The 14,259-nt window shown below is 40.5% G+C and carries 12 protein-coding genes and 2 pseudogenes; 2 read left to right on the top strand and 12 right to left on the bottom strand.

Annotated features, from left to right (window positions below):
• Positions 1-11: 11 nt before the first annotated feature.
• From JCM19038_RS02565 to JCM19038_RS02545, 5 genes are all read right to left on the bottom strand, one after another.
• The gene (locus JCM19038_RS02565; protein ID WP_238554249.1) at positions 12-1,613 is read right to left on the bottom strand and encodes a glutathione ABC transporter substrate-binding protein; all 1,602 of its coding nucleotides are present in this window, start codon (positions 1,611-1,613) and stop codon (positions 12-14) included.
• A gap of 356 nt (positions 1,614-1,969) precedes the next feature.
• Positions 1,970-3,646 (bottom strand): acyl-CoA dehydrogenase family protein, encoded by a 1,677-nt coding sequence (locus tag JCM19038_RS02560; RefSeq protein ID WP_042414119.1) that lies wholly within the window; start codon positions 3,644-3,646, stop codon positions 1,970-1,972.
• Complete coding sequence (locus JCM19038_RS02555; protein WP_042414116.1) at positions 3,636-5,153, bottom strand: class I adenylate-forming enzyme family protein; 1,518 nt, start codon at positions 5,151-5,153, stop codon at positions 3,636-3,638. Before JCM19038_RS02555 ends, JCM19038_RS02560 begins: the two co-directional genes overlap by 11 nt.
• A 17-nt stretch (positions 5,154-5,170) precedes the next feature.
• On the bottom strand, positions 5,171-5,554 hold the full coding sequence (locus tag JCM19038_RS02550) for a MerR family DNA-binding transcriptional regulator (protein ID WP_042414113.1): 384 nt from the start codon (positions 5,552-5,554) through the stop codon (positions 5,171-5,173).
• A gap of 150 nt (positions 5,555-5,704) precedes the next feature.
• Positions 5,705-7,003: a DUF5068 domain-containing protein gene (locus tag JCM19038_RS02545; RefSeq protein WP_042414110.1), complete on the bottom strand. Its 1,299-nt coding sequence runs from the start codon at positions 7,001-7,003 to the stop codon at positions 5,705-5,707.
• A gap of 391 nt (positions 7,004-7,394) precedes the next feature.
• Between JCM19038_RS02545 and JCM19038_RS02540 the strand changes: the two genes are divergently transcribed.
• Positions 7,395-7,958: a GNAT family N-acetyltransferase gene (locus JCM19038_RS02540; RefSeq protein ID WP_042414107.1), complete on the top strand. Its 564-nt coding sequence runs from the start codon at positions 7,395-7,397 to the stop codon at positions 7,956-7,958.
• A 135-nt stretch (positions 7,959-8,093) separates the two neighbouring features.
• Here JCM19038_RS02540 and JCM19038_RS02535 read toward each other — a convergent pair whose 3' ends face one another.
• Positions 8,094-8,417, bottom strand: coding sequence for a hypothetical protein (locus tag JCM19038_RS02535; RefSeq protein WP_042414105.1), 324 nt, complete (start codon positions 8,415-8,417; stop codon positions 8,094-8,096).
• A gap of 103 nt (positions 8,418-8,520) precedes the next feature.
• Positions 8,521-9,653, bottom strand: a pseudogene (locus JCM19038_RS02530) (NADH:flavin oxidoreductase).
• 173 nt (positions 9,654-9,826) lie between these two features.
• Between JCM19038_RS02530 and JCM19038_RS02525 the strand changes: the two are divergent.
• Positions 9,827-10,405, top strand: a complete 579-nt coding sequence (locus JCM19038_RS02525; protein ID WP_042414101.1) for a hypothetical protein — start codon at positions 9,827-9,829, stop codon at positions 10,403-10,405.
• A 30-nt stretch (positions 10,406-10,435) separates the two neighbouring features.
• Here JCM19038_RS02525 and JCM19038_RS02520 read toward each other — a convergent pair whose 3' ends face one another.
• The 5 genes and pseudogenes from JCM19038_RS02520 to JCM19038_RS02500 all read right to left on the bottom strand — a co-directional run bounded on the left by JCM19038_RS02520 (position 10,436) and on the right by JCM19038_RS02500 (position 14,204).
• On the bottom strand, positions 10,436-10,651 hold the full coding sequence (locus JCM19038_RS02520) for a hypothetical protein (RefSeq protein WP_042414098.1): 216 nt from the start codon (positions 10,649-10,651) through the stop codon (positions 10,436-10,438).
• Positions 10,652-10,784: 133 nt separating this feature from the next.
• A complete protein-coding gene (locus JCM19038_RS02515) occupies positions 10,785-11,390 on the bottom strand; it encodes an RraA family protein (protein WP_042414095.1) in 606 nt (201 codons plus the stop codon).
• A gap of 53 nt (positions 11,391-11,443) precedes the next feature.
• On the bottom strand, positions 11,444-12,766 hold the full coding sequence (locus JCM19038_RS02510; protein ID WP_042414092.1) for a TRAP transporter large permease: 1,323 nt from the start codon (positions 12,764-12,766) through the stop codon (positions 11,444-11,446).
• A complete protein-coding gene (locus tag JCM19038_RS02505) occupies positions 12,766-13,230 on the bottom strand; it encodes a TRAP transporter small permease (protein ID WP_193745020.1) in 465 nt (154 codons plus the stop codon). The genes JCM19038_RS02510 and JCM19038_RS02505 overlap by 1 nt, the downstream gene beginning before the upstream one ends.
• A 51-nt stretch (positions 13,231-13,281) precedes the next feature.
• A pseudogene (locus tag JCM19038_RS02500) lies at positions 13,282-14,204 on the bottom strand (DctP family TRAP transporter solute-binding subunit).
• Positions 14,205-14,259 lie beyond the last annotated feature (55 nt).

Here is a 14,259-nt window from a genome sequence, read left to right as displayed (position 1 = left end):
ATAATTCCCCTTTAATAACTTCCGTCTTCCTCAACAGCATCCAATACACGTACATCATCAAAAATGAACGTTCCATTCGGATGTTGAATTAGCCCTTCAATACTCTCATTCACACCGGTCAAGTGTTGTTCATGAACCGTGTAAATGTGCGGTGCCTCATCGATTAATTGTTGTGTAATGTCTTCATACAACTCTTGTCGTATCGTTTCGTCCGTTTCTTGCCGAGCGTCTTCAATCAACGTATCCAATTGCTCATTTTCATAAAAAGACGTATTCCCGGCACTTCCTAAATTGTCTGTATGATACAGTGAGTAAATGCCATAATCTGCGTCACCCGTTGCTGTTGTCCAGCCACTTAACTGAATGTCATACGTTCCTTCTGACGTTGCATCTAAAAACGTTCCCCATTCCAAACTTTGAATTTCAACGTCAATCCCTATTTCACTAAGGCGATCTTGAACGAGTGCAGCAATTTGATTGCGAATTGGATTTTCTTCATTGGTCGTGATGGTCGTTTTAAATCCGTCTTCATATCCCGCATCTGCTAATAGCTCTTTGGCTTGCTCAACATCATATTCTAAAGGTTCAGCACCTTCAGCGAACCCGAATACTAATGGACTTACTGGGCCTTTTGCATGCATGCCATACCCTTCATAAAGACCAGTGATAATGTCTTCTGTATTAATTGCATAGGTGATTGCTTGACGAACTCGAACATCATCAAAAGGTTCAGACTGCGTATTAAAACCGATATAGTCTACACGTAAACCATCTTGAATTTGTAACTCCGCATTTGGCATCGATTCAACAGCCGTCGTGTTGACCGGTTCAATCGATGCTGCAACGTGTGCTTCATTGTTCTCAAGCATCCCAATTCTCGTCAATTGTTCAGGAATCACACGAAATGTAACCGAATCAAGATCAGGCTGTTCACGCCAATAGTTGTCATTTCGAGTGAGAACAACTTCATTTCCTTGATCCCAACGGTCAAATGTAAAAGCACCTGTACCAGCAGGCTCAACATCGAGGTTGCGTTCGTTATCATATCCTTCTTCAATGGCTTGTGGACTAATCATACTCGCACCATCATGAGAAAGATGATGAAGCAGTGGTCCAAACGGATACTCGGTATGAAGTCTCACCGTAAAGTCATCAACTTTTTCAACTTCTGTGATCATGTCATACAAAAACGCACGGGGAGAGGCGATCTCTGGGTTTAATAAGCGCTCAATGTTTGCTTCTACTGCATCAGCATTAAACGGTTCACCGTCGTGAAACTCAACTCCCTCTTGCAACTCAAATTCCCACGTTGTTTCATCGATTTGCTCATACGAGCTTGCTAAACCGGGGATGAAGTTCATGTTCTCATCCGTTTCAATTAAGCGTTCATAAAGGTTCGTCGATACGATGTTCGATGGAATATCGTTTGAGCGATGAGGATCTAACGTGACTGCATCCGAAGGCATTGCTAATAGAAGCTCTCCAGCTTCACTCCCTGCTTCTTCCCCACTTACCGCTTGTTCGTCTTCGCTTACTTCTTCTTGCCCTGAACAAGCAGCTAATATTGCTAATCCACTCACTACACTAAATAACAGCAAAGCATTCTTTTTCATTGCCATTTCCCCTTTAATTATTATGTAGATAGCTTCTCGTTGTACCCTTTCTGAAAAATTAAACACTTTATTTTAATAATATTCTATCAAAATTCAAGTATTTCGTATATAAAAATAAAAAGACACGCCTATATATAAGATGTGTCTTACGCTTTAAAAAATATATCCTATTGGTTACATACTTATCAATGAATAAGCGACAAGTGTGGCTAGCTTACCGCTGTTTCTTCATAGGATAATCGTAATAGAATTATTTTTCTTATTACTCACAGAGTACAATTTGTACGACTTGGTAGGTGTTTGTTTTATTGCATAGTAGGCGAATAAGGCTTCTAGATAAACTCACAATTCTTTAGTTATGAAGTACTCTTATCAGAAGTACTTAGAACTGCATCTTTCACATGAATGATTTCCTCGATGAACTGTGTCGCCAGCTTTTCTTTGTCGAGCGTATTCGGATGCCAGATTGCCTGACAATAAATGTTTGCAAGAACGTGGTCACGATGATCTTCAATTCGTGCATAGCCATGAACAACGAGAAGAAGGTCCACCATTTTTCTTGCGATCAATCGTACGTGTAGTGTCTGCTCTTCTTTGTTACACGTTGATAAATATGCAAAATCAGCCGTAACTTCGTGAATATGTTGTTCAACATCGACCAAAACATGATCACTCATTTGTAATTTTGCTTTCGTGAGTTGACGATTGATTTCTTTGAAAAAACGCGCTTCGCCTTCATAATTCGTAATTAAGCGCAACACTTCAAGGGCAAGAATATTCTCTGTCCCTTCCCACACGGTTAACACTTGAGCGTCACGTAAAAGCCTTGACGTTACAAAATCTTCAATGTACCCATTCCCTCCATGAATCTCAATTGCTTCATGTGAAAATGCGATCGCTTCTTCTGCTGTTCTTGCTTTTAATAGTGCAATAAGCAGACGATTTAAATACGGATCCCCGTTGCCTTTACGAGTCAATTCATCATAAACGACGATGGAATCAAACACTGCTGATAATTGAATTTCTTGCCTTGCATACAACTTTGCAATACTTTCTTGAATCATCGGAAAATCGATTAATCGTTGTTTAAATGATGTTCTCGATAACGTGTACGACTTCGCCTCAACCAATGCGCGTTTCATAATGCCAAGTGAAGCTACGCTATTACAAATGCGTGAAAGATTCAGTGCTTCCATCATATAATAGAATCCTTGATCTGCTTCACCAATTAAATACGCTTTTGCTCCTTCAAACATGACTTCTCCTGACGGCACTGCGCGTACCCCTAGTTTGTCTTTTAGCCGCCTTACATATAGCTGATTGATTGAGCCTTCCTCGTCTTTCCAAGGGACGAGAAATAGACTTAACCCTTTGGAACCAGGAGGTGCATCGTCGCACCGAGCGAGCACTGCTGCAACACCACACTGCCCAGCATTAGAAGCGAAATACTTCTCACCGTAGATTCGATAATGGTCGCCTTCTTTCACAGCCCGAACTTCATTAGCGCCAACATCTGATCCTCCTTGGCGTTCAGTTAAAAATGTTGCCCCCTCATACAATTCCACATCACCGGTTGCTAACACGTGAGGCAAAAATCGTTGCTTAATCGTCTCATCAGCATAATGATCAATCAAATACGCTACCGCCATCGTTAACGTAACCGGGCAATAAAAACCAGGCTCAACTTGTGAGAGTACGTAGCCTTGAGCAAAACTATAAGAATAGTTACCGGTTGAGCCGAGCTTTGGAATTGGTTTGTGAACATAGCCAACAATTCCTGTATTGTATGTCTCTTCAACCGTCTTCTTATACCCTTCATTTACCCACACATGTGAGACATCATTCCCATAGCGATCATAACGAATGAGTCGTGGCTGTCCTTCACGATCTGTATGCGCTGCCCTTTCGTCGAATTGTTCATAACATTTCGCGTAGAAAATATTTAGTTCTTCTTTTGCATATGCGTACAACTGTGGGGAACACGCTTCTTCTAATTTTTTTAGCAAGACACGTTCAACGGTTTCAATACTCATCTTGATTCAACCTTTCTTGTTTTAACACTTGTTTTAGCAACTTTCCTGAAGCGTTTCTCGGTAATTCTTCCAATGCTTCGTACAGTTTAGGAATCTTGTAGCTTGCGAGTTGCGTAGACAAATAATCGTTTATGTTCGGCAATTGTCCATCGGTCGTTACAAGAAACGCTTTAATCGTTTCTCCCCATTCAGGGTGCGGAACACCAACAACTGCTGCTTCAATAATTGCTGGATGATCTTGTAATACGTGTTCGATTTCCTTTGGATAGACATTTACTCCACCGCTAATGATCATATCTTTCTTCCGATCAACAACCCAGATATACCCATCTTCATCTTCTTGAGCCAAGTCTCCCGTAAAGAGGAGGTCATCTTTTAACACTTCTAATGTTTTGGCTTCATCTTTATAAAGACCAAGCATCGTTCCTTCCCCGCGAAGTACGATTTCTCCAACTTCACCACGTGGCACATGATCACCGTTGTCGTTTACAATATCAATTTCACAGTTTAATGCGGCTCTTTTACCGATGCTTCCGGCTTTTCGTTCGTGCTCATTTGGGGCTAAAAACGTTCCACTAGGACCCGCTTCTGTCAGACCATACACGCACATAAATCGATCGGTCTGGAACGCTTGTTGAACAAATTTCACTTCTGTAGTCGATAGTGGTGCACCGCCATACACAAACCGTTGAATCGATGAAAGATCTCTTGATTGGATTTGTTCATGTTTGGCAGTTAACAAATAGGCAACTGGTGCACCGAAAAAGTGTGTAACAGACTCCTCTTCAATAAGATCTAATAACAGATCAGGCGTAAACGTAGGTGCAAGAATGTGCGTTGCTCCCACATACATCCCTGCTATAAAGAATAAATGTAGTGGTGCCGAATGAGTGAGCGGCATCAGATGTAACACTTTTGACGGCTCGTTCATTTCTGTTTCAATGCACATCATCGTGGCAACACTTAAAATGTTACGGCTACTAAACATCACGCCTTTTGGATCACCAGTCGTTCCAGACGTATACAAAATCGTTGTAAGTTCATCATTTTCTCTAGAACTTTGAATTATTTCGCAGTAAGCGCTTTCAACAGTTGGATAAATGGAAGCGACTTGTTCGTTCGTCTCCCCTGTTGTAAACCAAACGATCGGATGACGCTCTAGGAGCGGCTCTGCATGACCCATTAATTGTTCATGTACAATACAAGCTTTTGCTCCACTATGTTCAATAACATACGCAAGCTCTCGAGAAGTGAACTTTGCGTTTACCGGTACTACAATTGCATCAATTCGTAAGATCGCAAAGTAACTGTAAACGAAATCCATCGTATTCGGGCAATACAACAGAACACGATCATCCCGTTGAATGCCTAAATTTCTAAGTTCGCTTGCCAATGTATTAACGATTCGATCGACGTCTCCATACGTTTGACGAAGCGACCCACTAACAAAAGCTTCTTTGTCATAATACTTTCTTGCATTCCGTTCTAACAATTGTGAAATATTCACACTAAACCCTCCTCTATTTATTCCAAGTTGTTTATGCGTTGTAACTTGTTTTCAAACGAAACGAGCATCTCTTCCATTTCATCTCGAAGTGCAATGAAACTTTCAATCGTTTCGTTAAGTTCAGCTACCTTCTTCTTTCCATAGGTAATCGTCGTCTCGAGTTGTTTCTGTTCGGTCCGATCAACATCAAACAGTTCGATCATCTCTGCAATTTCAGATAAAGAAAACCCGTATCGCTTCCCACGTAGAATTAACCTTAAACGAACGAGTTCGCGTTTTGAATACATTCGTTGACCTGAATCTGTTCGGTCAGGGTAAATCAACCCCTTTTCTTCGTAAAATCGAATCGTTCTCGTTGTCACATCAAATTGTTGAGCGAGCTCTGTTATTGTCCAAGCCACGTTGTATCTCTCCTGTATTTTATATTCTAATTTTCAGTTTACTTAACGTTGACGTTAACGTCAAGATCATTCAATGCGGATCTATTGAACAAAAATCCCCTTACCTAATAAAGGTAAGGGGATTTTTGTCACCCAATTACGTTACATGTATTACTCTGTCGGCAATTCAAATGTTACACGATTACCTTTTGATAAATCCGTCGATTCCTGGTCACGCATTGGACCAATTTCAACTTCAAATGATTTATCTTTCCAAATTTTTTCGTATTGTTCTTGATCTAACGTATACAACTGTAACAACTCTCCAGATTCACCGGATTCAATAACATCATCATATCTGTAATCAAGTAACATTCCTTCATTCAGTAAGGATTGAGCACCGTCATTAACCAACAAACTAGACATGATTGAGCTAAGAGCAATTTCAGAGTCCTCTTGGTTGTCAATGCCAAATTGAACCGTCAACAAAACGATGCCATTCGTAAAGTTCTCAAAACGAGGCGCTTCAACGTCATTTGGCGTGAATTCAGTAAATTGATAGCCATCAAGTGTAATAGTCGTGTTGCCAAGTTCTTGACTGTCATTAATGCCATCACTTTCTGCAATCATTTCTTTGTCACCCATATCATTTGCCGTGACAAGATCAGGGTAAAACGCTTCATTATGTTCAGCGCGCTCTGCACCATCTTCATTCAAGCTTACTGTAAAACTTCCCTCGTCTCCAAAGTTAGAATTCACATCGCCAAGTTCAGAATGAGGAGCAGGCACGTCAATCATTGCGGTTGATTCAGCTAATACTTCTTCAAGCTGATCTTGACCAAATGGATACGTAAAGTAACCTGTGATCGTCTCCCCATCTGCAATCGCATAATCGGTTGAATGAGCGAGTTGAACATCTAATTGCTCTTCTTCTGGTAGGAGTTCTCTATAGTTGTTAAAGTACTTCGTTGCACCCGTATACATGAGTGACAAAGCTGGCATAAAGTACGCATCATCACCTGTATCATTCGTCACCGTATAGTGTGCCAAAATTACGCCACCGTCCGTTTGATCATCAAAAGGAATACGATAGTTTGTATGGAAATCATTTAATTCAACGAGCGTGTAGCCATCTAAAGAAACTGTAAAACCTTCTGTCTCATGAATTTGTTGTTCATTGTTTTCAAAAAGAACATTTGCTGTTCCTTCTGTTGTCTCTTCCATATACGCAATCATTTCATCAAACTCACCAGAGTTGCTGGTTTCATCTTCTTCTGAATCGGCTTCGTCTTCCTCTTCTAAATCAACTTCTTCAATTTCCTCAGGCTCTTCTGGATCGTTCTCTTCGTCAACAATCTCTTCCTCAGCTACATTTTCTTCAACATCTGTTGAATCGTCACTTGATCCACAAGCACTTACCACTAGGGCGGCTGCAGCAAGAACACTAAAGCGTAAAGAATGTTTTGCCATCGTTTCTACCTCCATTTGTTATATTTACGATTTTTCACAAAAAAAGAGTCAAGTTGCCTTTATGAAAGTATGTAATCTTCGTATAAAAGCACCCTAAACTATTAGATAAAATTACGTAGTCATCCATTTTGCTCAAGACGACAAGTCCACTGTATAGCCTAGCAGACCTTAGTCATCAAACTCTTATACTTTATTAAATTGTAATTAAACGAACGTAAAATCCCGATTCTTCTATATTAAACAAGATCCTTTATCCCTATATAAATTTAAAATATTTCCAATTATTATGCGAGCATTGAAGACAACATTCTAGCATCAACGTCTTTATCTGAGCAATTTCCCTGAACAATGGAACATAGTATGGTAGCATTTTTAAAGAAAGGAAGATGGTATGGAACGGACACTCGCATTTACGACCGAACGGCTTTTCTTCTATTTAGCAACTGAAGAAGATCGCGCACTCATTCATCAAATGGCTTTTGAAGATGACGCCATCTGGCAGCAAATGTTTACATCAAAAGATGATTTTACTCTAGAAGAAGTTGAATTCGAACCAGCAGAATTTTTTTCTGGGGATCTAAGTCCGAATAAGTACGTTTTAATTGCAACGGAGGATCAAATCATCGGCACAATTGCCCATACGTATCACCATGGCAAAATTACAAATATGGAGCTTGATATTTGGTTTCGCAACCATCACTATACTGGGAAAGGCTACGGACAAGAAGCACTACGTGGCGTAATCAATTTTCTTACTCAAGTGTATGACATTCAAACGTACTTAATGCGACCATGGAGAAAGAATGAAACGGCAGTTGCCGCATACAAAAAAGTAGGTTTTCACGAGATCAAAGATTTCGATATTAGAGATTACTATGAACCACACATGCTCATTCATCACGGTGATGGGGATTATGGGAAGGAAACTGTTAATTTAGTTTTAACCCACAAATAAAAAACCGCCCGATAAAGGGCGGTCGATAGGGTCTAGATAAAGGTGGCCTAGCGCTTGCCAATATATCAAGCACATCCATACTGTAGCATAGTCCTACCTCACTTCACAATCATTATGCTTACAAGTCACGCTCGCTTATTGTTTTGTCAAGACTTTCGGAATTTGACGGAAGACATCCACTCCACGCCCACCGACAATGTGCAATTCTACTTGTTTGCCTTTTGTTGTCGTCTCTAATAAGTACATTTCATGGCCTTCTTGGTTCGCTTTTTCAAAAAGTATAAGGGCAATCTCCCCATTCTCTCGAGACGTTGAAGTATGTGATTTCCAAGGTAAAATTAGCAATCGTTCATAAAGTGAGCGAACTTCATTTAATGTTGCTGATTCAAGGTCATCTGTTGCTTCAAACACTGCTACAGGTTGATTTTCTTGATCCGTTGATGTGTATTTGTTCTTCATTTGTTCTCACCCTTCATAAACATAATTACTTTCTTTTACCGCAATCCCATAAGTTTTAAACCTCATCTTTCTAAAAAGCGACTACTATAGACTAGAAAAATCCTTATCGTAGAGTCTCTTCAAGCTCTTTCGTATACATGGTTGCATCTTCAAGACGATTTTCTTGTAACTTCTTTGGCCAATCGGGATCTGCGAGTAACGAACGGCCAATTGCTACATAATCAAATTCACCGTTTTCGATTTTCTTTTCTGTGATTTGAATATTTTCATTGATTGATACGACTAAATCACGCGTGTCATTTTCATGTTCACTACGATAAGCTTTGTTAATCCCGATCGATCCAACCGCAATTGCTGGTTTGCCAGTTACTTTCTTCGTCCATCCAGCTAACGTGAGGTCTGGATCTTCTTCAACAAATTCCGGCTCCCAAATACGTCTCGTTGAACAATGGAACACATCAACACCGGCTTCTACAAGGGGTTGCAATACCGTTTTTAGCTCTTGAGAATTCTGAGCTAACTTCGCTTCATAGTCAGTCCCTTTCCACTGTGAATAGCGGAAAACGATTAGGAAATCTTCTCCAACTGCTGCACGGCAAGCTCGTACAATGTCGGCTGCAAACGTTGAACGGCCAGTTAAATTGCCACCATATTCATCATCACGGCGATTCGTTAATTCCCAGAAGAACTGATCAATTAAATAACCGTGAGCACCGTGTAATTCAATTCCATCAAATCCAATCTCTTGTGCTTGTTTGGCAGCTTTTGCAAATTGATGAACCAGGTCTTTAACTTCATCGTTTGTTAACGCATGAATCTTTGGTACTTCTTTTCCTTTAAGGCTTATGCTTGATGGCTAATCGGTGCTGCTTCAACATTTGGCTCACTTCCAGCTTTTCTAGCTGCACCAACGTGCCATAGCTGAGGGATGATTTTCCCGCCTGCCTCATGAACTTCTTGAACGACTTTCTTCCATCCTGCCAGTGATTCTTCACCATAAAATCTAGGAATATCTTTATGCATAACTGCTGAAGGATGATCAATGGCCGTGCCTTCTGTAACGATTAAACCGACACCACCTTCAGCTCGCTTACGATAGTATGCTGCAACTTCATCATTTGGAACTCCGTCTGGTGAGAACACTCTCGTCATCGGTGCCATCACAATTCGGCTTTGGAGTTGTACATTCTTCATGGCTACTTCTTCAAGCAATACATGACCTACTGTTTCTGTCATCTCTCCCACTTCCTTTCTATAAATAGCTACCCTTCTATTTTACACCCACTCATTTTGGAAGCGTTAGCATTTTTTGAATGTTTATTTAATAAAAGGGATGAATCAAACCGTTTTTCGCTTTTTGAGTCCTACTTCCAAAAACGTACTCATACATTGTACAGGAGGTGTTTTTGGTGCAAATTACAGACCTTAACGAATGGCTCTATATGGATGAAGTGATGCGTTCGTTTAAAAAAGATGACATGTATTTTTGTGAATTTGGAATTACGTATATACATCCTGATGATGTCATTGCATTGTCACACCGTAAGGTGTTACGCCAACAAAAATTAGATCGTCTAAAAGAGGCCTATAAACGACGCGGAGAATGGTATGATGACCCCGCCGATCCAATTGCGTTGCTGCTATTACCCGACGGGCGCTTTGGCATCCGACATGGTAATCATCGAATCTACCTTGCCAAAAAACAAAACATAACAAAAGTAAGAGCGCTCGTAGACATTTTTATCCCGAAGTCATTAATTCCAATTGAACTTCAAAATCACATTCAATCGTGTGAACAAGAAATCGCTACGTTAAAACGAAACATGAAAAATATCGACCACTTATTAAAGGCACAACCGCTTTCGAATGAAAGCTTAGTGATCGAACGAAAGTTGCTTAAAACCGCATACAACAAACAAGTACAAAAACTTAATGACCGTTTACTCGAAGAAGCAACAAAGCTTCAATTAATTCCGATTAAATTGTGAAAGGCTCCCCATGATGGGGAGCCTCCATAGTTATTCAGCAGTTTCATTCTTCAACGTTTTAAGGTGTTGAATGGTGAACTTCTCTAAGCCGTGTTGATTGTTCTCGTTGTTTTCAAGTAAAAACTCATCAAACTTACGACTGATCGGCGCAAACCATGACACATCTTCATTTAAAGAGCTTGTACGCTGATCATGATCTTTACTCATGTTCTCTAAAACCTTTTTGATATGGGAAATCTTCACCATTCAACATCACACCTTTGCCAAATGATTAATGGTCCATCGTGTTCGTTCGGTATCGAATACATTCCCGAGTGAGGCTTCTTCTAAACCTGTAACGAGCATACACCAACACGTTTCTATGTACGTCGGCTACGAATTAATATTGCTCTAAATACTTACGTGCTTTTTCTTTGTCTTCGCCAATCTCGTTTTCTCTTTTTTCGTCTTTTGCAATTTTATCTAACGTTTTCTTGTAAACGTCATTTGCATCTGCTTTTGGTACGACTACAACACCATCAAGATCACCTACAACATAATCACCAGAGTTAACGACAACGCCACCACAAGTAATTGGGACTTGAAGCTTTCCGTATTCATTCTTCTTGCTCGCAACCGGTGTTGTCCCTAAACAAAAGACTGGAAAATCAAGATCCCGAATCGCTTCTAAATCACGAATGACGCCATCTACTACGATTCCATTTAAGCCAAGTGTCTTCGCTAATCCAACGATAAAGTCTCCTGCAATCGCAACACTTCGCTCACCTTTACCGTCAATGACCAATACATCGCCTTCAGAAGCACTTTTAATCGCTTTTAAAAGGGATAAATTTTCTCCACCCGACACATCGACCGTGAATGCTGGTCCACTGAGCTTCCACTCTTCTTTGAGTGGATACACACCGTTCTTCATATGGTTATACCCTTTCAAACCGTCAGATACAGCTGTTGATGGCAAACCTTCAAATAGATTTTCTTTAGCCATTCTTCTCTCTCCTCCCAATAAACACTAGTTCTCGCTTCCTTTTTATTTCCCTGCTACATCCCTAATAAATCTGGCAAACCATTCGAGACAATCGGTACGTACATTACGATGAGTAAAACAATGATAGATGCAATTAAATACGGACCAATTCCTCGTACGATACTTTCTGAAGAAACACCTGAAATTCCACTCGCAACAAACAAATTCAATCCGACTGGTGGCGTAAACAATCCAATTGCAAGGCTAACCGTCATCATAACGCCTATTGTCGTTGGATCTACCCCTACCTCAAGTAAAATTGGCATCAAAAGAGGAATAAAAATATAAAACGCTGAAATGGCATCAATAAACGCACCAACAACAAGTAAAATGACCGCGGTCATGAACAATAGTACAAACGGATTCGCAGTTAAGCTAAGTACAGACGATGTAATCGTTGATGCGATTTGTTGTGTCGTAATAATATATGAAAATAATGACGCAACCCCAATAATGAACATGATTACCGCAGATTGAACGGAAGCATCAATTAGAATTTTCGGAATGTCTTTTAGTTTTAATTCTCTATAGAAGAACAGGCCAACGATGAGTGCATAAAACACCGCAATGACTGCCGCTTCCGTTGGTGTAAACATTCCTGAATAAATACCACCTAGAATGATCACTGGAATCATGAGTCCTAAAAGTGCTTTCACAAAGGCTTTGAGCACATCTATGAGTGGCGCTTTCTCAATGACAGGAGCAGCTTCATTGCGAGCTTTCATCAGTTGCTTGTTTTGCTTACTTACAAAAATACTAGCAACGAGAAGACCAACAGCAAGTAAAATGCCTGGGACAATTCCTGCTACGAAAAGTCGACTAATCGATACACTCGCAAAGTCACTCGCAATAACACCAAAAACGATAAATGCAATACTCGGTGGTAAAATAATTCCTAACGAACCAGAGCTTGCGACGAGAGCAGAAGCTCGGTTTGCAGGAAAACCATTTTGAATCAAAGCAGGTATTAAAAGAGCACCCATGGCAGCCACGGTTGCGGGTCCTGAACCAGAGATAGCTGAGAAAAAGAATGCCGCTACGATCGCCACAATAACAATCCCGTTTTTGCGATGTCCGAACGCGAGATAGGCAAAGTCAATTAAGCGTTTAGAGATTCCTGAGTAACCCATAATCACACCTGCTAACACGAAAAAAGGAATTGCAAGCAATGTAAATGATGAAATCGAAGAGTACATGATGCTAGGAATGAGTCCAAGTGAACTCCACCCACTATCGATTAAAAGTACAACAACTGCTGCAATGCCTAAGGCGAATGCGACAGGCAAGTTAATAAAAATTAAAACAAAAAACAAAACAAACATAAGCGCGGTTAACATTACCCATCCAACTCCTTACTCTTCGATTCGATGTTTAACCATTGATGCGATTCGTTTCGTTTCATACCGTTCCATGAATGGAAGGTACTCTCTACTGTTCGAATCATGCAAAACAGTGAACCGACAGGAATTGACAGTGTAAATAACCATTGCGGAATGATAAGAGCTGGTGTCATACGCCCACGCTCAAACTGATTGATAACCAGTTCTAAACCAAATAGAAACGTTAGTAACAAAAAGGTTAGCATGAGCGCGCTTGTCAAGAGTAACGTCATGCGCTTAACTGGATTTCTCATTTTGTCATAAAGAAATTGAAACCGAAAGTGAGCTTGTCTTTTAATTGCAATCGATGCACCGATAAATGTGGCAAGTACAAACAAATTAATCGTAATTTCTTCTGCAAAGGCAAAGGACGTATCAAAGAAATATCGTGACAACACGTTGCCAAACGTAATGATTGACAATCCCAGCCATCGCAACAATGACGAGTCCATATTCAATATAGGTTAACCACTTCATTCGACTCCCTCACTTCCCATCGCTTCATCTAAAAATGTTTGCATATGATCTTCGCCCCAAATGTCACGAAATTGATCATAGACAGGTTGTGAGTCGTTTCTAAATTGTTCAATTTCTTCTTCAGTCGGATAATAGATCTCCATTCCTGCCGCTTCTAATTCTTCCAGCTGCTTGGCTTCTTTTTCACGAGTGATTTGAATTTGATAGTCATTCGCTTCAGCAGCAACTTCTCGAATTAACGCTTGATCTTCTTCAGGTAATGAATCATACAAGTCTTTATTCATCCCTAAAATGATCGCATCGTAGACATAATTCCACATCGTCATGTATTGTTGTACTTCGACAAGACCCGATGAATACGTCACGTCTACTGGATTCTCTTGACCATCGATGGTTCCTTGCTGCAGAGCTGTATACACCTCAGAAAACGGCATCGTAATCGGGTCCGCCCCTTGTGTGCGGAAGAGGTTCGTTAACACACCCATGTTCGGGACACGGATTTTAGATGATCAAGATCTTCAGGTGTACGAATCGGTAACGTGTCATTTGTAATTTGACGAAAGCCACTCTCACCAAATCCAAGTGGTTCAACTCCCCGTTCTCTCAGCATGTCTTCAATGATTTGTCCACTCTCTCCATTTAACACTCGGTGGGCATCGTCATAATCATTGATTAAAAATGGCGCACTTAAAACACCGAAGCGTTGGTCAACACCTGCATAAATAATACTAGAGTTATACGAGAAGTCTTTGAGACCGTCCATTAGCTGTTCAACGCCTGCTTCTTGATTACCCGCTGATAACTGTTCATTCGTGTAGATCTCTATTTGCATCCGACCGTCCGATTCTCTCTCTAAATCTTCTGCAAATTTCACAGCGCCTTCATACCATGTAGAACCTGGCCCTACCGTAATTGTCATATTCCATTCATGAATCTCTTCACCTGTTGACGTCGTATTCGTTATGCATCCAGTT

The sequence above is a fragment of the Geomicrobium sp. JCM 19038 genome, from assembly GCF_000698125.1.
GTDB lineage: Bacteria > Bacillota > Bacilli > Bacillales > Marinococcaceae > Geomicrobium_A.
The sequence above is the reverse complement of the archived record's forward strand: the minus strand, read 5'-3'. Positions and strand labels throughout refer to the sequence as shown.

Excerpts from the sequence above, each read along its gene's own strand:
- JCM19038_RS02515 (WP_042414095.1), bottom strand. The coding sequence starts at position 11,390 with ATGGCTAAAGAAAATCTATTTGAAGGTTTGCCATCAACAGCTGTATCT.
- JCM19038_RS02520 (WP_042414098.1), bottom strand. The coding sequence starts at position 10,651 with ATGGTGAAGATTTCCCATATCAAAAAGGTTTTAGAGAACATGAGTAAA.
- JCM19038_RS02545 (WP_042414110.1), bottom strand. The coding sequence starts at position 7,003 with ATGGCAAAACATTCTTTACGCTTTAGTGTTCTTGCTGCAGCCGCCCTA.
- JCM19038_RS02565 (WP_238554249.1), bottom strand. The coding sequence starts at position 1,613 with ATGAAAAAGAATGCTTTGCTGTTATTTAGTGTAGTGAGTGGATTAGCA.
- JCM19038_RS02560 (WP_042414119.1), bottom strand. The coding sequence starts at position 3,646 with ATGAGTATTGAAACCGTTGAACGTGTCTTGCTAAAAAAATTAGAAGAA.
- JCM19038_RS02510 (WP_042414092.1), bottom strand. The coding sequence starts at position 12,766 with ATGTTAACCGCGCTTATGTTTGTTTTGTTTTTTGTTTTAATTTTTATT.
- JCM19038_RS02535 (WP_042414105.1), bottom strand. The coding sequence starts at position 8,417 with ATGAAGAACAAATACACATCAACGGATCAAGAAAATCAACCTGTAGCA.
- JCM19038_RS02540 (WP_042414107.1), top strand. The coding sequence starts at position 7,395 with ATGGAACGGACACTCGCATTTACGACCGAACGGCTTTTCTTCTATTTA.